Origin of the sequence: Isoptericola maris, assembly GCF_048065335.1 — a bacterium.
GTDB classification, from domain to species: Bacteria; Actinomycetota; Actinomycetes; order Actinomycetales; family Cellulomonadaceae; genus Isoptericola; species Isoptericola rhizosphaerae.
Genome location: NZ_JBLUNY010000002.1, coordinates 493,138 through 512,511, shown reverse-complemented (window position 1 = coordinate 512,511; position 19,374 = coordinate 493,138). Strand labels below are relative to the sequence as shown.

Here is a 19,374-nt window from a genome sequence, read left to right as displayed (position 1 = left end):
TATGACAACGTTTGCGAACGGCGACGGAGCAACCGGGAGGACGACGATGGAGCAGACCTGGCGCTGGTTCGGACCGCGCGACCCGATCACGCTGGCGGACGTCCGTCAGACCGGGGCGACCGGCATCGTCACCGCGCTGCACGACGTCCCCAACGGCGAGGTCTGGACCGTCGAGGCGATCTCCGCCCGCCGGGAGCAGATCGAGGCCGCCGGCCTGCGCTGGTCCGTCGTCGAGAGCATCCCGGTGCACGACGACGTCAAGCGCCGCGCGCCCGGCTACGAGCGGTGGCTCGAGACGTACGCCCAGAGCGTGCGCAACGTCGCCGCGTGCGGCATCGACGTCGTCTGCTACAACTTCATGCCCGTCCTGGACTGGGTGCGCACCGACCTGGCGTATCCGCTGCCGGACGGCGCGCTGGCGCTGCGGTTCGACCAGGACGCCTTCGCGGCGTTCGACCTGTTCCTGCTGGAGCGCCCGGGAGCCGAGGCGGACTACACCGACGTGGAGGTCGAGCGTGCTCGTCGCCACCTCGACGCGATGACGCCGACGGCGGTCGACCGGCTGGTCGCCACGGTCTCGGCGGGCCTGCCGGGCTCGGAGGAGACGTGGACGCTCGACGGGCTGCGCGCCGAGCTCGCGGCCTACGCCGACGTGGACGACGACGCGCTCCGGTCCGCGCTGGTCGAGTTCCTGGAAGCGATCGTCCCGGTGGCCGAGGAGTGCGGGGTGCGCCTGGGTATCCATCCCGACGACCCGCCGCGGCCCGTGCTCGGCCTCCCGCGGATCATGTCGACGGCCGCGGACGCGCGCTGGCTGCTCGACGCCGTCCCGAACCCGACCAGCGGGCTGACCTTCTGCACCGGGTCCTTCGGGGCGCTGCCCGAGAACGACCTCGTCGCGATGGTCGGCGAGTTCGCCCCGCGCATCCACTTCGCCCACCTGCGCTCCACGCGCCGCGAGGCCGACCCGCGCACCTTCCACGAGGCCGCACACCTCGGGGGGGACGTCGACATGGTCGGAGTCGTCGACGCCCTCGTCCGCGAGGAGCTCCGCCGCGAGGAGCACGGCGGCGCCCCGATCCCGATGCGTCCGGACCACGGCCACCTGCTGCTGGCCGAGCAGGCCTCCGAGCGTGCGTCCGCCGTGCCCGGCTACTCGCTCGTCGGGCGGCTCAAGGGGCTGGCGGAGCTGCGCGGGGTCGAGCTCGCGGTGCGGCAGCGACGCTGAGCCCGTCGCCGTCGCCCGGGTCGCCGGGAGAACGGACCAACGGTTCCACGCCCGCGTAGCCGTCCACGGTCTCGGCCGGCCCGCTCGTGTCCCACACGCGGGCCGCGCACGCCGAGCCGGTCCAGGGGGTCCATCCCGGGTCGTGCGAGCGGACGAACGCCGACGCCGCGCCGTGCAGGTCGTCCGCCAGGCGCTGCGGAGGATCGTCCCCGGCGATCCTGCTCACCCCGGGCGCGTCGAGGACGTCGAAGAAGAACGGCACGTCGAGGCAGTGCAGCGCGATCCCGTACGTCGGCGACGCCCAGGCGAACCGGTACGCCCAGGTCGGCGCCGGCCCCTGCGCGCCGTCGCGCGCCCTCGCGACCTCCACCACCACGCGCCGGAACACCGTGTCCGTGACGAACCGGCCCAGGAGCCGGGCCGTGCCGCCGGCGCGCAGGGCGGTGTTCGCCGCGAGGTACGCACGCCGCTGCGACCGGGGGACCCGCAGGGCGGCCAGCACGAGGCTCGGCGGGACCCACCGGAGGGCTCTGCGTGCCCCGTCGAGGAGCATCGAGAACTCGTCGTCGGCCGTGCCGAGCACGAGCGGCTTGCCGGCGCCGACACCGTCGCGGAGGGACGAGACCGTGGGCCCGAGGACCAGCTCGCCGTCGACGACGGGCCCGAGGGCCGTGCCGTGTGTCAGCTGGTCGACGGCACCCGCGAGCGCCCCGGCCCTCGCAGGCCGGGCCGCGGACTCCTGGAGAGCGAGGACGCGGTCCTCGGGGACGCTCCGGAAGCCGTCGAGCGTCGGGGCGACCTTGGCCGCGTCCGCGAGGCGTCGCGCGACCTGACGGGCGCGGGGGACGGGCACCTCCGAGAGCGCGCCCGACATGCACCAGGCGGCGCGGAAGAGGTGCTGTGCGGCGGGCATCCCGAGCAGGGTGAGCACCGCCCCGCCGCCGGCGGACTGCCCGGCGACCGTCACGCGGTCCGGGTCGCCCCCGAACGCGGCGACGTTCTCCTGGACCCACTCCAGGGCGAGGAGCCAGTCGCGCACGCCGCGGTTCGACGGAGCGCCCTCGATCCATCCGAAGCCGTCGAACCCGAGTCGGTACGAGAGCGTGACGGTCACGACGCCGTCGCGCGCGAACGCCGCGCCGTCGTACCAAGGGCTCGCCGGTGAGCCCGAGGTGTACCCACCGCCGTGCACGTAGACGAGCACGGGAAGCCGTGCGGAGACGTCGGGTGCGGGGGTGAAGACGTTGACGCCCAGTGTCGCGTCGCCCGGGACGGACGGCTCGGGGATCAGGGTGATGCCGCTGTCCCCGCGCTGCGGCGTCGGGCCGAACGCGGTGGCGTCGAGGACGCCGTCCCAGCGCGCGTGCGGCACGGGTGCGGCGAAGCGGAGCTCGCCCGTCGGTGGTTCGGCGTAGGGGATGCCGAGGAACGCCGCCGTCCGGGGAGCTCGGCCTCGCCACGCGCCTCGCACCCGGCCTGCCCGGGTGCGCACCTCGGGCGGGGGAGCCGGGCGCAGGGGTGCCTGCATCGACGCCACCTCCCTGACTCGGTCGTCACAGCGTGCGCCTCGTCCCCCGGCACCGCAACGGCGCGGGCGATGCCTGCCGGGCCAGGTTGCGCGAGGATGGCGATCGATGAGCCACGAGACCACGCCCGGGCGTCCGGGGAGGACGGAGCGGCGGGCGCGCGCCGCCGTCGCCGTCCTGTTCCTCACGAACGGTGCGTTGTTCGCCAACCTCCTGCCCCGGTACCCGGAGATCAAGGCCGCCCTGGACCTCAGCAACACCGTCTACGGGATGGCCGTCATCGCGTTCCCGGCCGGTGCGATCGTCTCGGGGTTCGCGACCGGTGCCGCGGTCCGCCGCTTCGGCTCGGCCCGGATCGCGGCGTTCGGCACGGTGCTGACCTCGGCCGGGGTGCTGTGCGCCGGGGCCGCGCCCGCGCTCGGGCTGTTCGTCGCCGCGCTGTTCGCCGCCGGGGCGTCGGACGCGTTCACCGACGTCGGGCAGAACGCGCACGGCCTGCGGGTCCAGCGCCGCTACGGCCGGTCGATCTTCAACTCGTTCCACGCCCTGTGGTCGGTCGGCAGCGTGGTGGGCGGGGCGATGTCCGCCGGTGCGATCGCCCTCGAGATCCCCCTGGACCTGCATCTCGCGATCTCCGGCGCGCTGTTCTCCGCGGTCGCGCTCGTCGCGATGCGGTACTGCCTGCCAGGTCGCGACGGCGACGAGCGCGCCGCGGCCGAGCGTGCGGTCGAGCAGCGCCGGGCCGTGGCGGACCCCTCGGGGCCCCCCGTGCCGCCGGTCCCTCGCGGTCGCACCCTGTTCCTGCTGGCCGCGTTCGTCATCGTCGGCATCTCCGGCACCGTGGTCGAGGAGGCCACGAACTCCTGGGCGGCCGTCTACCTCTCGGGGTCGCTCGACGCGACGGGCGCCGTGGCGGCCACCGCGTTCATCGCCTTCATGGCGGCGGAGTTCCTGGGACGGGCGACGGGGGACCGGTTCGTCGACCGCTTCGGCCAGCGGGCCGTGGCGCGTGCCGGGGGCGCGCTCGTCGCCGTCGCGATGGCCCTGGCGCTCGCCTTCCCGTCCGTCCCAAGCACGGTCGCGGGGTTCGCCGTCGCGGGCTTCGGCGTGGCCACGGTGATCCCCGCGGCGATGCACGCGGCCGACGAGCTGCCGGGCCTGCGTCCCGGCACGGGGCTGATGGCCGTCACCTGGCTGATGCGGTTCGGGTTCCTCCTGACGCCGCCGTTCGTCGGGCTCGTCTCCGATGCGAGCGACCTGCGGGTGGGGCTGCTGGTCATGCCCGTGGCCGGTGTCGCCATCCTGGTCGCCGGCGTCCTGCTGCAGGGGCGCCGGACGACGCCGAGGATCGACCTCTGACCGCGCTCGCAGGTCACCGGGCCGTGCGCACCACCATCTTGCCGACGTTCCCGCCGCGCATCATGTCCAGGAACGCCTGCGGAGCGTTCTCGATGCCGTCGACGACGGTCTCGTCGTAGACGATCTTGCCGTCGGAGAACCAGCCGGTCATCAGCTCGTTGAACTTCGGGGCGTGGTCCATGTAGCTCGGCAGCGTGAAGCCCTTCAGCATCAGGCTGCGGGTGACGATGTTGGCGAGGTTGTCCGGCCCGGGCGTGCGCTCGGTGTCGTTGTACTGCGAGATAGCACCGCACAGGGCTACGCGCCCACCGGTGTTCATGCGGTCCAGCGCCGCCTCCAGGTGGTCGCCGCCGACGTTGTCGAAGAACACGTCGACGCCGTCGGGCGTGACCTCGCGCAGCTGACGGCGCACGGGCGCGTCCTTGTAGTTGAACGCGGCGTCGTACCCGTACTTGCCGGTCAGCAGCTCGACCTTCTCGGCCGATCCCGCCGAGCCGATCACCTGCGAGGCGCCGAGCAGGCGGGCGATCTGCCCGACGGCCGTACCCACGGCGCCGGCCGCGCCGGAGACGAACACGGTGTCGCCCTCGCGCAGCTCCGCGACGGCGGTGAGCCCGACGTACGCGGTGAGCCCGGTCAGTCCGAAGATGCCGAGGTAGAGCGACAGCGGCGCCCCGGGGATCTCCGGCACCACCTGGAAACCGCGAGCGTCCTCCTGGACGACGTCACGCCAGCCGTACTGGTGCTGGACCACCGCACCGACCTCGACGTCGTCGGACGCCGACTCGACGACGCGGCCGACGGCGCCACCCGTCATGGTCTCGCCGACCTTGAAGGGCGGGACGTAGCTCTTGACGTCGTTCATGCGGCCGCGCATGTACGGGTCCACGGAGACGAACTCGTTGACCACGCGGACCTGGCCGGGCTCGAGGTCGCCGTAGGTGACCTGGACGACGCGGAAGGTGTCCTCGGTGGGCCAGCCGGTGGGGCGGGCGGCGAGCTGGACCTGGGTGGAGACGACGTCGGACATGAGGGACCTGCCTTGCTTCGGGGACGGTGGGGCGGACGTTTCAGAGAGCGAGGCCGACGGCGAGGGCGACGACGGCGAGCAGCGGCACGACGCCCTGCTTCACCGCGGCGCCACGCTTGCCGGGGGACGAGGTGAGCAGCACGAGGGCGGCGGCCGCCATCGAGCCGGGGCCGGCGAGGACGAGGGCCGCACCGGCCGCGTCGGACCCGGTGGCCAGCAGGACGATGCCGACGGCCGTGACGATCGCCAGGAAGAGGTTGTAGAAGCCCTGGTTGAACGCGAGCTCGCGGGTCGCGGCCGCCTCCTGCTCGCTGGTGCCGAACACGGCGCGGGCGCGCGTCGTCCAGACCACCGACTCCAGCCAGAAGATGTAGACGTGGAGGGCGGCGGCCAGTCCTGCCAGGACGAGTCCGGCGACGATCATCGGGATGCTCCCTGCTCGGGCGGCGCGACAGAAGTTCTGCAACGATCGGTCCACAACCTATACTGGAACGACCGTTCCAACAACCGGAGGCGAGCGATGGGCAGGGTGCAGGCCTTCGAGACCGACCGCGTCGTGCGTGCGGCGCTCGGGGTGTTCTGGCGATCGGGCTACGAGGGGACCTCCGTGCCCGCGCTCGAGTCCGCCACGGGGCTGAACCGGTCGAGCATCTACCACCGCTTCGGCTCCAAGCGCGGGCTGTTCGACGCGGCCGTCCGGACCTACCTGGACGACGTCGTCCGGCCGCGCCTGCGTCCGCTGCTCGCCGAGCCGGTCGCGCCCGAGGCCGTCGTGGACTACTTCACCGGGCTGCGCGACGCCCTCGCACGCACCGGCGAGATCCAGGCCGACAGCGGCTGCCTGCTGGTCAACACCTCGGGGGCGCCGATCTCCCGGGACGCGGCGGTCCGACGCACGGTGGCGGACTACCGGGCCGAGCTGCGGGCGGGGGGGGGGGGGGGGGGGGGGGGGGCCGCGGGGGGGGGCGGGGGCGGGGGCGGGGCCGCGCGGGCCCGGCTGGCCGATCTGTGCACCTCGCTGGTGGTCAGCGCCTTCGCGCTCGTCCGCGTGGACCCCCGGAGCGCGACCGGCTCGCTCGATAGCGCCCTGGCGCTCCTCGAGGCATGAGGCCCTCCAGCGAGGCTCCGCGCGTCAGGAGATGCGGCGGAAGAAGGTGCGGAGGTCGTCCGCGAGCAGCTTCGGCTCCTCCATCGCGGGGAAGTGCCCGCCCTCGGTGAACTCGCTCCAGTGACTGGCCGCGCCCCACGGGTCCATCACGCGGCGCACGAGCGGGTGGCTGTCGAACACGGCCCATCCGGACGGGACCTCGGCTGCCATGGCCCACTCGAGCCCCGAGTGCTCGCTCTCGTAGTAGAACTGCGCGCTCGACGCGCCGGAGCGGGTGAACCAGTACAGGCTGATGTTCGTCAGGAGCTGGTCGCGGTCGACCGCCCCGTCCGGCGTCCGGAACGCGCCGCTGGTCCAGGTCTTGAACTTCTCGGCGATCCACGCGAGCTGGCCGACCGGTGAGTCGGTGAGCGCGGCTCCGATCGTGTCGGGGCGGTGGTTCTGCATCTCGTAGTACCCCCGCTCTGCGGCGGACTCCGCGTGGACCTCGGCGATCTGTGCCCTCTCGTCGTCGGTCAGGCCCTCGGGGTAGGGGAACTTGTCGCCGACCATCCCGAGCAGTCGGCGTTCCACCCCCGTGTGCGTGCCGATGACCCGTTCGGGGTGGAGGGCCGCGAGCCGGCCGGCGATGCCCGAGCCGATGTCGGTGCCGTGCGTACCGAACCGTCCGTACCCGAGGCGCGTCATGATCTCGGCGTACGCCTCCGTGGTGCGCGCCAGCTCCCAGCCCGTCCCGGACAGCGGGGTCGAGAACCCGAAGCCGGGCAGCGACGGGATGACCACGTGGAAGTCGTCGGTCAGCAGGGGGACCAGACGCTGGTACTCGACGAAGGAACCGGGCCAGCCGTGGTGAAGGACGAGCGGGGTCGCGTCCGGGTTCGCCGACCGCACGTGCACGACGTGGAACGTCTGCCCGTCGACGACGGTGGTGAGCTGGTCCTGCTGGTTGAGCGCCGCCTCCTGGGCGCGCCAGTCGAACCCGTCGCGCCAGTACTCTGCCAGCTCCTGCAGGTACGCCAGCGGGATGCCGCGGCTGAAGTCCGTGCGGTCGTCCCGGCCCGGGACGGGGTGCGGCCAGCGGGTCTGCGCCAGCCGGGTGCGCAGGTCGTCGAGGTCGGCCTGCGGGATGTCGATGCGGAACGGTGTGAGTGTCGTGTTCTCGGTCATGACGACCACGATCCCGGTCAATGCGGCGAGGATGCTTCCGCGATCGGTGGAATGATCGAGAACATGTTGGAGACCTCGGCCCGCCTGCTGGAGCTGCTGTCGCTGCTCCAGGTCAGGCGTGACTGGACGGGCGACGAGCTCGCCTCCCGGCTGGGCGTGAGCACGCGGACGGTGCGCGCCGACGTCGGCAGGCTGCGCTCGCTCGGCTATCCCGTGGACGCGCGCCCCGGCGTCGCGGGCGGGTACCGGCTGGCCGCCGGGACGGCGATGCCTCCGCTGCTGCTCGACGACGACGAGGCCGTGGCCGTCGCGGTCGCGCTGGGGGTGGTCGCGACCCAGCGGATCGGTGTCGAGGAGACCTCGCTCACCGCGCTCGCCAAGCTGGAGCAGGTGCTGCCCTCGCGCCTGCGTCGACGCGTGGAGGCGGTCCGCGAGGCGACGAGCGTCGTCGCGGGGGCGGATCCGCCGCTCGACCTCTCGGCGCTCGGGGCGGTCGCTGCCGCGATCCGCGGCCACGAACGGCTCCGCTTCGGGTACACCAAGCCCGGAGGCAGCGAAGCGGCGCGGCACACCGAGCCGCAACGGCTGGTGGCCTGGGGGCCGTACTGGTACCTGCTCGCCTGGGACCTCGACCGCGGAGACTGGCGGGTCTTCCGGGTGGACCGCATGGTGCCGCACGCACCGACGGGCGCGCGGTTCCGGCCCCGCGTGATCCCGGAGGACAAGGTGGTCGAGTTCGTCGTCGGACGCGTCATCAAGGGGGCCTGGAAGTACCGCGCACGCGTGCTCGTGCACGCTCCCGCCGCCGAGGTCGCCGGCAAGATCCGGATCCCCCTCGACATCGAGGTGGTCGACGAGTCCACGTGCCGCGTCGTGCTCGGCTCCGACGACCCGGACGGGCTCGCGCTGTGGCTGACGCAGCTCGGGGTCGACGTCGAGGTCGTCGAGGGCGACGAGCTCGCGGCGGCGTTCGAACGCCTCGCGACGAGGTTCCGCCGTGCGGCGGGTGGTGCAGCCGCAGCGGGCGGCTCACCCACGGAGTGACGCTCGCTGGAGACCGACCGCCGCTATCTGCCCGAATCCGGGCAAATCCTGGACACTCGTGCGCCAGGAGCGCATGCTTGACCGGTGAACGACGCCGAGCTGGTCTCCCGCGTGGCCCTCACCACGGGCCTGAGCCCGTCCGAGGCCGCGCGCGTGATCGAGGACGTCCTCGCCTGGTACTCCGAACCGGTCGAGCACTACGTCCGGCGTCGCCACACGACCCTGCAGACCACCGGGCACCGCAACGCCGAGATCTACGCGCGCATCGCCGCGGAGCTGCGGGACCGCGTGGTGGCCGCGCCGGAGCTCACCGAGCGTCAGGTCCGCCGGATCGTCTACGGCTAGGTCGGGCAGCCCCCGGCACCCCCGCTTTTCCTCCGCCACCCCTCACCCCTCAGGAGCACCGATCCCATGTGCGGAATCGTCGGCTACATCGGCCCCCAGCAGGCAGCGCCCGTCCTCGTCGAAGGGCTGACGCGCCTGGAGTACCGCGGCTACGACTCGGCCGGCATCGCCGTCCTCAACCCGCGCTCGAAGGCCAACCCGTCCCGCGTCGTCCGCGCGCAGGGCCGCGTGCGGGACCTCGAGGCCGCGCTGCCCGCGCGCCTCGCCGGCACCACCGGCATCGGCCATACCCGCTGGGCCACCCACGGCGAGCCCAGCGAGCGCAACGCCCACCCGCACACGTCGTTCGACGGCCGCGTCCACGTGGTCCACAACGGGATCATCGACAACTTCGCGACGCTGCGCAGCCGCCTGGCCGACGACGGCGTCGAGCTCACCTCCGACACGGACACCGAGGTGGTCGCCCACCTGGTGGCGCGCGAGCTCGCGACCGGCCTGAGCCTCGAGGACGCGGTGCGTGGCGCCGTCGGGCAGATCGTGGGCACCTACGCCCTCGCCGTGCTCGACGTCCAGACGCCCGAGCGCGTCGTGGTGGCGCGCAACGGCTCGCCGCTGCTGCTCGGCGTGGGCGACGGCGAGATGTTCGTCGCGTCGGACCCGGCGGCGATCGTGCGGCACACCAGCCAGGTCGTGCTGCTGGACGACGGCGACTTCGCCACCGTCACCGCGGACGGCTTCCACAGCTTCACCGCCGGCGAGGAGCGGACGGCGCGTGCCGCCGTCACGATCGACCTCACCGTGGAGGAGCTGGAGCTCGGTGGGCACGACCACTTCATGCACAAGGAGATCCACGAGCAGCCGGAGTCGGTGGAGCGGATGCTCACCGGGCGCCTCGACGACCGCTTCGGCACCGCCAAGCTCGCCGGCCTCAACCTCGAGCCGCGGGACCTGCGCCGCTTCGAGCGCGTCAAGGTGCTGGGCTGCGGGTCCGCCTACTACGTCGGCCAGCTCGGGGCCTCGATGATCGAGGACCTGGCGCGCATCCCCGCCGACGCGGAGCCCGCCAGCGAGTTCCGCTACCGCAACCCCATCATCGAGCCGAGCACGCTCTACGTGGTGGTGAGCCAGTCCGGCGAGACGGCCGACACGCTCTTCGCCGTCCGCGAGGTGGAGCGCAAGGGCGGCACCGTCGTCGGCCTCGTCAACGCCGTGGGCTCGTCCATCGCGCGGGAGGTCGACGGCGGCATCTACCTGCACGCCGGACCCGAGGTCGCGGTGGCCTCCACCAAGGCGCTGACGCACATGTCGATCGGGTTCGCGCTGCTGGCGCTCACCCTCGGGCGCGTGCACGACCTGTCGTTCGCCGACGGCCGGCGCATCATCGCCGGGCTGCGGGCGATCCCCGGCCAGATCGCCGAGATCCTCGCCGGCGAGGAGTCGCTCGCCGCCGCGGCCAAGGAGCTCTCGACGGCGCCGAGCCTGTTCTTCGTCGGTCGCGTCCGGGGCTACCCGGTGGCACGCGAGGGCGCCCAGAAGTTCAAGGAGATCACCTACCGGCACGCCGAGGCGTACCCGACGAGCGAGCTCAAGCACGGCCCCCTCGCTCTCATCAGCCCGGAGCTGCCCTCGGTCGCGATCATCCCGGACGACGACCTCGTCGAGCGGAACATCACCGCGGCCCAGGAGATCCGGGCGCGTGGCGGCGCTGTCGTCGCGATCACGCACCCGGGCGTCGAGCTCGGGAACGCGGCGACGGCGCGCATCGAGGTGCCGCGCAACGAGGTCGAGCTCGACCCGATCCTGCTGACCATCCCCACCCAGCTGCTCGGCTACCACGCGGCCGTGGCGCTGGGCGAGGACGTCGACCGGCCGCGCAACCTCGCGAAGTCCGTCACCGTGGAGTGACGCGACCCGTCACGCGGCGGGGGAGAACTCCCAGTGCCACGGCTCGTAGGGTCCCGCACCGCCCTGGCGTGCCCAGGCCGGGTTGGTCCACCCCGCCGCGGGGCCGTGCTCGGCGAGCCAGGCCCAGCGGTCGCCGGCGTACGACTCCGGGCAGATGTCGACCGCGAGGCCCCAGCCGTGGTTGGAGGTGCCCGGGGTGGCCGCGAGGCCGGGCTTCTGCCCCTTGAGCACCACCTGCTGGTCGTAGCTGCGGTAGCCGTCGGTGATGCACATCTGCTCGCCGAACTGCTCGGTGTACGCGTCGTTCAGCGCGGCGAGAGCGGTCGCGGCGTCGGCGCGCAGGAGCACGGCGCCGGCCCACGGCGCGCAGAGGTCGGCCGTGGAGAGGCGGCCGTTGCTGCCCTGCGGGTCGATGCTCGGGTCGCAGCCCGGCGGCGGGACCTGCTCGTCCGGCGCGGCCGGGGCGGGGTCGGCCGGCACGATCTCGATCGAGTCCCGGTCGACGCGGTCGCCGTCCCGGGACACCTTGGCCTCCCGGTCGACGACGATCGCGACGCCGGACCGGGCGGCCGTGCCGGACCTGGAGGCCGACCGGTCGGAGCGCTCGGCGACCGCCCGTTCGGCGGCGGCGAGGGCCGCGGGATCGAGGGTCGTGGTCCCGGTCCCCTCGGCGTTGGCCTCCTCCGGCAGGACGGCCGGGGCGACGACGGCGGACGCCGTGGCGAGCGCGAGGGCGAACCCGGCGCCGACCTTCCCGGGACGTGGTGCCAGTCGTGCCGCCGGTCGCGGGGTCGTGCGTGAAGCACGGGAGGCGCGGGGCTGGGGCTCGGCGAAGTGCCGGCCACGGCGTGCGCGGGTGGAGCGGGTCATCGTCATCTCCTGGCGCCTTCGGGGTTAGCTGTCGGATTCGGGTCGGAGACTGACCCGGCCGCCGCGCGCTGCGCGGTCGGCTTCACCCCAAGGACGCCGTGGCGCCCGTCGTTGGTTCCCCCGCCCCGTGTCTGTTTCGGTCGACGACGCACGGTGACAGGGCTCGGCGCCCGTGCGACGTGCCTCGCGGCGTGGCGAGGCATGCAGAAACGTACCGCGCGGAGGCACCGATTGTCACGAACGCGTAACAGCATGTCCGGCGCTGGCATGATCGCGGGTGAGCCCGACGACGAAGGAGACCACGTGGCACCCTCCGAGACGACGACGGAACGTGCGGTCGGGGTGATGCTGCCCCGGGACCTGCCGGCCGGGGACGTCCTCGACTTCGCCCGGCGTGCCGACGCGCACGGCTTCGACGAGCTCTGGGTGGTCGAGGACCTCGGGTTCCGCGGGGGCACGGCGCAGGCGGCGGCGGTCCTCGCGGCGACCGAGCGGATCCGGGTGGGGGTCGGCGTCCTGCCCGCCGCAGCGCGGAACCCGGCGTTCACGGCGATGGAGGTCGCCACCCTGGGCCAGCTCTTCCCGGGCCGGGTCGACGTCGGCCTGGGGCACGGCATGCCGGGCTGGATGCGGTCCGCGGGGGCGTGGCCCAGCAGCCCGCTCACGCTGCTCGAGGAGCACCTGCGCGCCGTCCGCGCGCTGGTGCGGGGTGACGTCGTCGAGCTCGACGGGACCGCTCGCTACGTCGCGCTGGACGGCGTGCGGCTGGAACCCGCCGTCGTCCCCACGACGACCCCCCGCGTGCTGGCGGGCGTGCGGGGGCCGCGGTCCCTCGCGCTGGCCGGGCGGCAGGCGGACGGCACCGTCCTCGCGGAGCCGTGCGCCCCCGCGTACGTCCGGGCCGCGCTCGGCCACGTCGCCGCCGCGGGCCCGCACCGGGTCGTCACCTACGACGTCGCGGCGGTCGACGACGACGCGGCGCGTGCGCGGGACACGGCACGTCCCGGGCTGGAGTGGATCGGGGAGCCCGACTGGGACCCGCACGTCGCGCCGCTGCCGTTCGCCGAGGAGTTCCGGGCGCTGCGCCGCCGAGCGGGTTCGCGGGCAGAGTTCGTCCGGGACCTGCCGGACGAGTGGCTCGACGACCTCGCGCTGGCCGGGACGCCCGCGCAGGTGCAGGGCGGTGTCGCGGCCCGGTGGGACGCCGGGGCGTCCTGCGTGGTCATGATCCCCGTCGGCCCGGACCCGACGGCGGCTCTCGACGCGCTCGCGCGGGTGCTCTGAGACCGGGCGTCGACGGGCCGGGGCCGCCTCAGCCCCGCCCCAGGACGCAGAAGTCGTTGCCCTCGATGTCCGCGAGGCAGACCCAGGGCACGTCGCCCTGGCCGACGTCGGCGTCCGTGGCGCCCAGCGACCGCAGCCGCTCCACCTCGGCGGCCTGGGAGTCGCCGGGGTACGGCAGCAGGTCCAGGTGCACGCGGGTCCAGGCGGTCTCCGCGGGCGTGCGGACCAGCTCCAGGTAAGGGCCGACGTCCTGGGGGGCGCGCAGCCGGGCGTGGTCGTCGGAGACCTCGTGGACCTTCCAGCCCGTCGCCTCGCCCCAGAACCGAGCCATGGCGCGCGGGTCGGCGCAGTGGACCACCACGGCGGCGATCGGGCCGGTGTCCTGGTAGAGCGGCCGCGGCTCCAGCACGCAGAACACGTTGCCCTCCGGGTCGGCGAGCACGGTCCACGGCACGTCGCCCTGGCCGATGTCCGCCGGCTGCGCCCCGAGGTCGCGCAACCGCGCGACGAGCTCCGCCTGGTGGGCCTGCGACGTCGTGGCGAGGTCGAGGTGCGCGCGGTACCGCACGGTCTCGGGGTCCGGGACCCGGACGACGTCGACGCAGACGGCGGAGGGGTCCGGCCAGTCGAAGCCCGGCGGCTCGACGTTGGCCACCCCGGGGCCCTCGCTGTCGAGGCTCCAGCCGAGCGCGTCGGCCCAGAACCGCCCGAGCGCCGCCTCGTCGCGAGCCTTGAAGTTCACCTGCACGAGCTGGAGTGCCATGGCGCCCGACCCTACCCACGGAGGGCAGCGGTCGTCAGGGTGCGAGGCCCATCCGCGCCTGCCAGGATCGCGAAGAACGGGTGCCCGACGGCGCTGCACGCCACGGCCGAGCAGGCGGGACGGCGTGAGCGAAGGAGAAGCATGAGTGCAGGAGCGAGCGGTGCGGCGACGTACGGCGTCCACTCCGAGGTGGGTCGGCTGCGCAAGGTCCTGGTGTGCTCGCCAGGCCTGGCGCACGAGCGGCTGACGCCGACGAACTCGGACGACCTGCTGTTCGACGACGTGATGTGGGTGGAGGCCGCCCAGCGTGACCACCAGGACTTCGTCGACGAGCTGACCGGCCGCGGCGTCGAGGTGGTCGAACTGCACGACCTGCTCGCCCAGACCATGGCGCTGCCGGAGGCGCGGGCGTGGCTGCTGGACCGCAAGGTGGTGCCGAACCGCGTCGGGCTGGGCATGGTGGAGGGCACGCGCGCCTACCTCGACTCGCTGTCGCCGTCGGATCTGGCGCGGTCCCTGGTGGGCGGGCTGTCGACGACGGACCTGCCGGCGGACTACCGCACGGACTACGTCTCGCTCGCCCAGGAGGCGCCGGACGCCCGCGAGTACCTGCTGCCGCCGCTGCCGAACACCCTGTACACCCGCGACACCACGTGCTGGATCTACGGCGGGCTCACGCTGAACCCGCTGTACTGGCCGGCGCGCAAGGACGAGACGCTGCTGATGAAGGCGATCTACTCCTTCCACCCGGAGTACCGGGACGCGACGGTGTGGTGGGGCGACCCGGAGCAGGACTGGGGCCAGGCCACGCTCGAGGGCGGCGACGTGATGCCGGTGGGCTCCGGCGTCGTCCTGGTCGGCATGAGCGAGCGCACGTCGCGCCAGGCGATCAGCCAGCTCGCCAAGGCGTTGTTCGACGGCGGGGCGGCGGACCAGGTGGTCGTGGCCGGCATGCCGCGGCTCCGGGCGGCGATGCACCTGGACACGGTGTTCACGTTCGCCGACCGCGACCTGGTGACGGTGCACCCGACGATCGTCGACAACATCCGGCCCTACGTGCTGCGTCCGAGCGACCGCGCCCCGGGCGTGGAGGTCACGGACCATGGGGGCACACCGTTCGTGGACGTCGTGGCGCGCGCCATGGGGCTGGACCGGCTGCGCGTGGTCGAGACGGCGGGGGACGTGTACGCCTCGGAGCGTCAGCAGTGGGACTCGGGGAACAACGCGGTCGCCGTCGAGCCGGGGGTGGTCTTCACCTACGACCGCAACACCCTGACCAACGCGGAGCTGCGCCGTGCGGGCGTGGAGGTGATCACGATCGTCGGCGGGGAGCTGGGCCGCGGGCGCGGTGGCGGGCACTGCATGACGTGCCCGATCGTGCGCGACCCGGTCGCCTGAGCGCTCATTCGCGGTAGGCCGCCGCGAACTCGGCCGACGGCTCGATCGGCTGGATGACGTCGACGAGGACGCCGTCGGGCGCCTCCACGATCAGGTGGCGCTGCCCGAAGGGCTCGTCGCGCAGCGGCAGCACGGGCCGCAGACCGTGCTCGTCGACGAGTCGCCGGTGCTCCGCGTCGACGTCCTCGACCTCCAGGTTGAGCAGCAGCCCCTGGACGGGCCGGCCGAACCCGGCGGGCACGGTGGGGTGATCGGCGTCGAGCAGGGCCAGCTCGAAGGTGCCGCGGCGCAGGCTCACGTACCAGTCGGCCTCGAACGTGGTCTCGAAGTCCAGGACGCGGCGGTAGAAGTCGGCGGCGGAGCTGACGTCCGCGGACATGATGACGGGGTAGAAGCTCGTGACGGACATGGCGCCTCCTCGAAGACATACACTGCGTACGTAAACCACTATACATACGCTGTGCATGTCAGGAGGACCCATGCCACGCGCCACCGCCGCAGCGGCCGCCGAGACGGCCCGCCGCCTCGTGGAGATCGCCGCCGACCTGTTCGCCGACCGGGGCTACGCCGCCGTCGCGCTGGACGACGTCGCCGTCGCCGGCGGGGTGACGCGCGGAGCCGTCTACCACCACTACGGCAGCAAGGCAGGCCTCTTCCGGGCGGTGACCGCTCACCTGCAGCGGGAGGTCGCAGCGGCCCTCGTCGCGGCCGCGGAGACCACCGACGCCCCGGCGGACCGGCTGCGTGCCGGGAGCCACGCGTTCCTCGACGCGATCACCGCGCCACGGACGGTGCGCATCCTGCTCGTGGAGGCGCCCGCCGTCGTCGGCTGGCAGGAGTGGCGGGCCCTCGACGCCGAGTCCACGGCCGTGCACCTGCGCGACGCCCTCGCCGAGGCGGGCGTGGGCCCCGCGTTGCTGGACGCGCTGACCGCCCAGCTCTCCGGCGCGATGAACGAGGCCGCGCTGTGGCTCGTCGACCGCGGCGGGGACCCCAGGGCGCGCGAGGCCGCCCACCGGTCGCTGGACCTGCTGCTCGACGCCGCCGTCGCGCGCCGCTGACGGCGAGGCCGGCCTACGCTGACCGGCTGTGCTCCAGCTTCCCGGACTCGTCGCGACCCGGGCGCACCCGCGGGCGGCGGTGCGCCCGCACGACGGCCACGGTGACCGCGACCGCGAAGAGCACGGACCCCGCCCAGACCATCGCCTGCGTGACGTCGGGGCCGGTTCCCTCCGCTCCTGGCGTGCGGCCTCCGTCCCGGCCGGTGGCGGTCGCCCACAGCACCACGACGACGGTCAGCGCGACGGCGCCGCGCCCGACCCAGCGGCCGACGGCGTCGACGACGGTCCGCCCGGCCGTGCGTGCCGGTGCGAGCAGCCGGGCGAGCAGGAGGGCGGCGACCGGGAGCTGGAGCAGCCAGACGGTGGTGCGGAAGGCGCCGTCGTACCAGACGTTCGTCCCGTACAGGAGCGTGTGCCACACGCTGAGCACGTAGACGACGATGATCGACGCGTGCAGCGCCTGCCAGACGCGCGGGCCCATCCACCGGCGCGCGTAGAACGCGAGCCCGAGGGGAACGGCCAGGTAGAGCGCCAGCAGCCCGATCAGGATCGCGATCTGCCCCGTGCCCGAGGAGTACCCGCCGGGGACGAACACGTCGACGAAGGCGCTCCCCACGAGCGCCGGTGCGGAGAGCCCGTCCGCGTTCTCCCGGACCAGCTCGGCGAAGAACCAGAAGGCGTGGGCGAACATCAGACCGATCGTCGTCAGGCTCGTGGTGCGGTGCCACCGCTCGAGCCGTGCCGTCGGGACGGGCAGCCGGGCCGGGCGCCGGGCGGACCGGACGAGCCCGAGCATCACGGTGATCCACGCCCACGCGAGGCCCGACCATCCGAACGCCTGGCACAACCAGTACATCCAGTACAGCGGGGCGTCCGCGAGGTACGGCATGACGTCGGTCGTGGCCGAGGCGCCGGTCTCGACCCTCCGGTACAGCAGGACGAACACCGCCAGCGTCAGCAGGAGGGCCGCAGCGGCGTCCTTCCATGCCGCGCGCAGGTCCTCGCGGAGCGCCGCGGAGTCGAACCGGACCGTCCTGCCAGCCACCATCGATGCACACCCTCGTCCAGGACGGCGGCACCGCGCAGGGCCCCCGTCGGCCAGCCGCGAAGGTACCGAGCCCGTTCGGCGAGGGTCAAGGAACCGCGCTGACCTGCGAGTGCAGAAGTGGCCCGACATTTGCTTGACAGCGAACATAAGTCGCGTAGTGTGCGCGATATGGTCAATGATGACGACGTCCGTGGACCCCGTACCGGAGTCTGGTTCATCGGCGCTCGCGGCTCGGTCGCGACCACCGCCACCGTCGGCGCACTCGCCCTCGCACGGGGCGGCACCGCGCCGACCGGCCTGGTCACGGAGCTCGAGGAGGTGTCCCGCGCAGGGCTGCCGCCCCTCGACGGGCTGGTTCTCGGCGGGCACGACCTCGCCGGCAGCATGGTCGAGCGGGCCCAGGAGCTCGCCCGCTCGGGGGTGGTACCGCCCGAGACGGTCACCGAGGTGCTCGACGGGCTCGCCGCGGTCGATGCCCGGGTCCGCCCGGGTGCCACCGGAGCCGCGGACCGCGCCACCGCCGACCGGCTCGAGCAGGACCTGCGCGACTTCCGCGCCGAGCACGATCTCGACCACCTCGTCGTCATCGACGTCTCCAGCACGGAACCACCGTCGCCCGAGGCCGCCCGTATCGGCTCCCTCGACGAGCTCGACCGCGCGCTCGACGACGGGACCGCAGCGCTCCCGCCGTCGTCCCTCTACGCGTACGCCGCGTTCCGGGCCGACTGTCCCTTCGTGGAGTTCACCCCGTCGACCGGTCCGCACGTGCCCGCGCTCGAGGAGCTCGCCAAGGCCCGGCACCTGCCGTGGGCCGGGCGGGACGGGAAGACCGGCGAGACCCTCCTGAAGTCGGCGCTCGCGCCCATGTTCGCGATGCGCGCCCTCGACGTCCGGTCGTGGGCGGCGTTCAACATCCTCGGGGGCGGGGACGGCCGCACGCTGGCGGACCCGGCCGCGGCGGCGAGCAAGACGGCCACGAAGGCCATGGCGCTGGAGGCGATCCTCGGCTACCCCGTCGACGGGCCGGTCCGGATCGACCACGTCGCCGACATGGGCGACTGGAAGACGGCCTGGGACCACGTGTCGTTCGAGGGGTTCCTCGGGACCCGCATGCGCATGCAGGTCACCTGGGAGGGCTGCGACTCGGCGCTCGCCGCGCCGCTCGTCCTCGACCTCGCCCGCCTCCTCGCGCGAGCGCAGCAGGCCGGCCAGTGCGGCCCCGTCGCCGCGCTCGGGTTCTTCTTCAAGGAGCCGCTGGGTGGCACGTCGCACGCGCTCACCGACCAGTGGCAGGCGCTGACCCGCTGGTGCGCCGACCTCGCCGCCGCCCCGGCGGACGCGCCGTCCCACGGCGCCGCATGAGGTGGCGCGACCTCGCCGAGCTCGTCCGGCTCCCCGCGGCACTCACCGTCCCGGGTGACACGCTGGTCGGCGCCGCGGCCGCGGGGTGGCCGAGCCGGGGGCGGACGGCGGCGCTCCCGCTCGCGTCCGCCGCCCTGTACTGGGCGGGCATGGCCCTCAACGACTGGTCCGACCGTGAGCTCGACGCCGTCGAGCGGCCGGACCGTCCGATCCCGTCGGGCCGGGTCCGGCCGGACGAGGCCCTGGGCGTCGCGGCCGCGCTCACCGGCGTGGGGCTCGCGTGCGCCGCGGTCGCCGGACGGCGGCCGCTCGCCGTGGGCACCGCCCTGGCGGCCGCGGTGTGGACGTACGACCTCGTCGCGAAGCCGACGGCGGCCGGGCCGGTCGTCATGGCGTCGACCCGGTTCCTGGACGTGCTGATGGGTGCCGGCGGCCGGCGCGCCGCCCTCGGTCCGGCCACCGCGCTCGGCGTGCACACGCTCGCCGTCACGGCCGTGTCGCGCGGCGAGGTGCACGGCACGACCGTCGGCACGGCCCGCACCGCCGCGGCCACCACCGTCGGCGTCGGCGCCGCGGCCGCCCTCGGCGCGCTGGTGGGTGCACGCGGTGGCACCGGCCCCGCCGTCGCCACGTCCGTCGCGGGGCCGGGCCTCGCCGCGTCGTACGTGGCCGCCGTCCTGCCCGCCCAGCTCGACGTCGTCCGCGCGCCCGACGCCGGGAACGCCCGGCGGGCCACCGGCGTCGGCATCCGGGGGATGGTTCCGCTCCAGGCCGCGCTGCTCGCCGGGCAGGGCGCCGTCGGTGCCGCGCTCGGCCTGATGACCGTGGTCCCGCTGGCGCGGGCGGGTGCCAAGGTGGTGAGCCCGACGTGATCAC

General features: G+C 74.0%; 19 protein-coding genes and 1 riboswitch. Of the genes, 11 read left to right on the top strand and 8 right to left on the bottom strand.

The genetic code is table 11. The features are described 5' to 3' along the window. The first annotated feature begins 46 nt into the window (after positions 1-46). Positions 47-1,228 carry a mannonate dehydratase gene (gene uxuA, locus ACH5HR_RS06585; protein WP_416476878.1) on the top strand — a complete coding sequence of 394 codons (1,182 nt, stop codon included), beginning with the start codon at positions 47-49 and terminating at the stop codon, positions 1,226-1,228. Here uxuA and ACH5HR_RS06580 read toward each other — a convergent pair. After that, complete coding sequence (locus ACH5HR_RS06580) at positions 1,173-2,756, bottom strand: carboxylesterase/lipase family protein (protein WP_416476876.1); 1,584 nt, start codon at positions 2,754-2,756, stop codon at positions 1,173-1,175. The two genes, uxuA and ACH5HR_RS06580, sit on opposite strands and share 56 nt — an antisense overlap. A gap of 106 nt (positions 2,757-2,862) precedes the next feature. Here ACH5HR_RS06580 and ACH5HR_RS06575 point away from each other — a divergent pair, with 106 nt between their 5' ends. Next, positions 2,863-4,113 (top strand): MFS transporter, encoded by a 1,251-nt coding sequence (locus tag ACH5HR_RS06575; RefSeq protein ID WP_416476874.1) that lies wholly within the window; start codon positions 2,863-2,865, stop codon positions 4,111-4,113. Positions 4,114-4,126: 13 nt separating this feature from the next. Here the strand turns inward: ACH5HR_RS06575 and ACH5HR_RS06570 are convergent, their stop codons facing one another. After that, positions 4,127-5,143: an NADP-dependent oxidoreductase gene (locus tag ACH5HR_RS06570; protein ID WP_416476872.1), complete on the bottom strand. Its 1,017-nt coding sequence runs from the start codon at positions 5,141-5,143 to the stop codon at positions 4,127-4,129. 40 nt (positions 5,144-5,183) lie between these two features. Continuing rightward, positions 5,184-5,567 (bottom strand): DUF1304 domain-containing protein, encoded by a 384-nt coding sequence (locus ACH5HR_RS06565; RefSeq protein WP_416476870.1) that lies wholly within the window; start codon positions 5,565-5,567, stop codon positions 5,184-5,186. Between the two features lie 96 nt (positions 5,568-5,663). On the opposite strand from ACH5HR_RS06565, the gene ACH5HR_RS06560 reads away from it, so the two are divergent. Further along, the gene (locus ACH5HR_RS06560) at positions 5,664-6,251 is read left to right on the top strand and encodes a TetR/AcrR family transcriptional regulator (protein WP_416476868.1); all 588 of its coding nucleotides are present in this window, start codon (positions 5,664-5,666) and stop codon (positions 6,249-6,251) included. 24 nt (positions 6,252-6,275) lie between these two features. On the opposite strand, the gene ACH5HR_RS06555 is transcribed toward ACH5HR_RS06560, so the two are convergent. After that, entirely contained in the window at positions 6,276-7,418 is a 1,143-nt protein-coding gene (locus ACH5HR_RS06555) for an epoxide hydrolase family protein (protein ID WP_416476866.1), read from the bottom strand. A 63-nt stretch (positions 7,419-7,481) separates the two neighbouring features. On the opposite strand from ACH5HR_RS06555, the gene ACH5HR_RS06550 reads away from it, so the two are divergent. The 3 genes from ACH5HR_RS06550 (at position 7,482) to glmS (ending at position 10,712) form a co-directional block, all read left to right on the top strand. After that, the gene (locus tag ACH5HR_RS06550) at positions 7,482-8,462 is read left to right on the top strand and encodes a helix-turn-helix transcriptional regulator (protein WP_416476864.1); all 981 of its coding nucleotides are present in this window, start codon (positions 7,482-7,484) and stop codon (positions 8,460-8,462) included. Between the two features lie 84 nt (positions 8,463-8,546). After that, positions 8,547-8,807: a hypothetical protein gene (locus tag ACH5HR_RS06545; protein ID WP_416476862.1), complete on the top strand. Its 261-nt coding sequence runs from the start codon at positions 8,547-8,549 to the stop codon at positions 8,805-8,807. A 66-nt stretch (positions 8,808-8,873) separates the two neighbouring features. Continuing rightward, positions 8,874-10,712, top strand: coding sequence for a glutamine--fructose-6-phosphate transaminase (isomerizing) (gene glmS, locus ACH5HR_RS06540; RefSeq protein ID WP_416476861.1), 1,839 nt, complete (start codon positions 8,874-8,876; stop codon positions 10,710-10,712). Between the two features lie 9 nt (positions 10,713-10,721). Here the strand turns inward: glmS and ACH5HR_RS06535 are convergent, their stop codons facing one another. Then, positions 10,722-11,582, bottom strand: coding sequence for a M15 family metallopeptidase (locus ACH5HR_RS06535; protein ID WP_402378156.1), 861 nt, complete (start codon positions 11,580-11,582; stop codon positions 10,722-10,724). Beyond that, positions 11,582-11,734, bottom strand: a riboswitch (cyclic di-AMP (ydaO/yuaA leader). (Overlaps the previous gene by 1 nt.) A 151-nt stretch (positions 11,735-11,885) precedes the next feature. Here ACH5HR_RS06535 and ACH5HR_RS06530 point away from each other — a divergent pair. Then, positions 11,886-12,866, top strand: coding sequence for an LLM class flavin-dependent oxidoreductase (locus ACH5HR_RS06530; protein WP_402378158.1), 981 nt, complete (start codon positions 11,886-11,888; stop codon positions 12,864-12,866). Positions 12,867-12,894: 28 nt separating this feature from the next. On the opposite strand, the gene ACH5HR_RS06525 is transcribed toward ACH5HR_RS06530, so the two are convergent. Beyond that, entirely contained in the window at positions 12,895-13,629 is a 735-nt protein-coding gene (locus ACH5HR_RS06525) for a VOC family protein (RefSeq protein WP_402378161.1), read from the bottom strand. Positions 13,630-13,770: 141 nt separating this feature from the next. Between ACH5HR_RS06525 and ACH5HR_RS06520 the strand changes: the two genes are divergently transcribed. Next, positions 13,771-15,027 carry an arginine deiminase gene (locus tag ACH5HR_RS06520; RefSeq protein WP_402378164.1) on the top strand — a complete coding sequence of 419 codons (1,257 nt, stop codon included), beginning with the start codon at positions 13,771-13,773 and terminating at the stop codon, positions 15,025-15,027. A 4-nt stretch (positions 15,028-15,031) separates the two neighbouring features. On the opposite strand, the gene ACH5HR_RS06515 is transcribed toward ACH5HR_RS06520, so the two are convergent. Continuing rightward, a complete protein-coding gene (locus tag ACH5HR_RS06515) occupies positions 15,032-15,436 on the bottom strand; it encodes a VOC family protein (protein ID WP_402378167.1) in 405 nt (134 codons plus the stop codon). A 70-nt stretch (positions 15,437-15,506) separates the two neighbouring features. Here ACH5HR_RS06515 and ACH5HR_RS06510 point away from each other — a divergent pair, with 70 nt between their 5' ends. Further along, positions 15,507-16,088, top strand: coding sequence for a TetR/AcrR family transcriptional regulator (locus tag ACH5HR_RS06510; protein ID WP_416476859.1), 582 nt, complete (start codon positions 15,507-15,509; stop codon positions 16,086-16,088). A gap of 13 nt (positions 16,089-16,101) precedes the next feature. Here ACH5HR_RS06510 and ACH5HR_RS06505 read toward each other — a convergent pair whose 3' ends face one another. After that, the gene (locus ACH5HR_RS06505; RefSeq protein WP_416476857.1) at positions 16,102-17,136 is read right to left on the bottom strand and encodes a ferric reductase-like transmembrane domain-containing protein; all 1,035 of its coding nucleotides are present in this window, start codon (positions 17,134-17,136) and stop codon (positions 16,102-16,104) included. Between the two features lie 168 nt (positions 17,137-17,304). On the opposite strand from ACH5HR_RS06505, the gene ACH5HR_RS06500 reads away from it, so the two are divergent. Further along, the gene (locus tag ACH5HR_RS06500; protein ID WP_416476855.1) at positions 17,305-18,498 is read left to right on the top strand and encodes an inositol-3-phosphate synthase; all 1,194 of its coding nucleotides are present in this window, start codon (positions 17,305-17,307) and stop codon (positions 18,496-18,498) included. Then, positions 18,495-19,370 (top strand): SCO3242 family prenyltransferase, encoded by an 876-nt coding sequence (locus tag ACH5HR_RS06495; RefSeq protein ID WP_416476854.1) that lies wholly within the window; start codon positions 18,495-18,497, stop codon positions 19,368-19,370. The genes ACH5HR_RS06500 and ACH5HR_RS06495 overlap by 4 nt, the downstream gene beginning before the upstream one ends. The last annotated feature ends 4 nt before the right edge of the window (positions 19,371-19,374 follow it).

Bases quoted from the DNA above. Each gene is read 5' to 3' on its own strand.
- ACH5HR_RS06505 (WP_416476857.1), bottom strand. From the start codon at position 17,136: ATGGTGGCTGGCAGGACGGTCCGGTTCGACTCCGCGGCGCTCCGCGAG.
- ACH5HR_RS06535 (WP_402378156.1), bottom strand. From the start codon at position 11,582: ATGACCCGCTCCACCCGCGCACGCCGTGGCCGGCACTTCGCCGAGCCC.
- ACH5HR_RS06560 (WP_416476868.1), top strand. From the start codon at position 5,664: ATGGGCAGGGTGCAGGCCTTCGAGACCGACCGCGTCGTGCGTGCGGCG.
- ACH5HR_RS06570 (WP_416476872.1), bottom strand. From the start codon at position 5,143: ATGTCCGACGTCGTCTCCACCCAGGTCCAGCTCGCCGCCCGCCCCACC.
- ACH5HR_RS06565 (WP_416476870.1), bottom strand. From the start codon at position 5,567: ATGATCGTCGCCGGACTCGTCCTGGCAGGACTGGCCGCCGCCCTCCAC.
- glmS (WP_416476861.1), top strand. From the start codon at position 8,874: ATGTGCGGAATCGTCGGCTACATCGGCCCCCAGCAGGCAGCGCCCGTC.
- ACH5HR_RS06510 (WP_416476859.1), top strand. From the start codon at position 15,507: ATGCCACGCGCCACCGCCGCAGCGGCCGCCGAGACGGCCCGCCGCCTC.
- ACH5HR_RS06525 (WP_402378161.1), bottom strand. From the start codon at position 13,629: ATGGCACTCCAGCTCGTGCAGGTGAACTTCAAGGCTCGCGACGAGGCG.
- ACH5HR_RS06555 (WP_416476866.1), bottom strand. From the start codon at position 7,418: ATGACCGAGAACACGACACTCACACCGTTCCGCATCGACATCCCGCAG.
- ACH5HR_RS06575 (WP_416476874.1), top strand. From the start codon at position 2,863: ATGAGCCACGAGACCACGCCCGGGCGTCCGGGGAGGACGGAGCGGCGG.
- ACH5HR_RS06500 (WP_416476855.1), top strand. From the start codon at position 17,305: ATGGTCAATGATGACGACGTCCGTGGACCCCGTACCGGAGTCTGGTTC.
- ACH5HR_RS06550 (WP_416476864.1), top strand. From the start codon at position 7,482: ATGTTGGAGACCTCGGCCCGCCTGCTGGAGCTGCTGTCGCTGCTCCAG.
- ACH5HR_RS06495 (WP_416476854.1), top strand. From the start codon at position 18,495: ATGAGGTGGCGCGACCTCGCCGAGCTCGTCCGGCTCCCCGCGGCACTC.
- ACH5HR_RS06520 (WP_402378164.1), top strand. From the start codon at position 13,771: ATGAGTGCAGGAGCGAGCGGTGCGGCGACGTACGGCGTCCACTCCGAG.
- uxuA (WP_416476878.1), top strand. From the start codon at position 47: ATGGAGCAGACCTGGCGCTGGTTCGGACCGCGCGACCCGATCACGCTG.
- ACH5HR_RS06515 (WP_402378167.1), bottom strand. From the start codon at position 15,436: ATGTCCGTCACGAGCTTCTACCCCGTCATCATGTCCGCGGACGTCAGC.
- ACH5HR_RS06580 (WP_416476876.1), bottom strand. From the start codon at position 2,756: ATGCAGGCACCCCTGCGCCCGGCTCCCCCGCCCGAGGTGCGCACCCGG.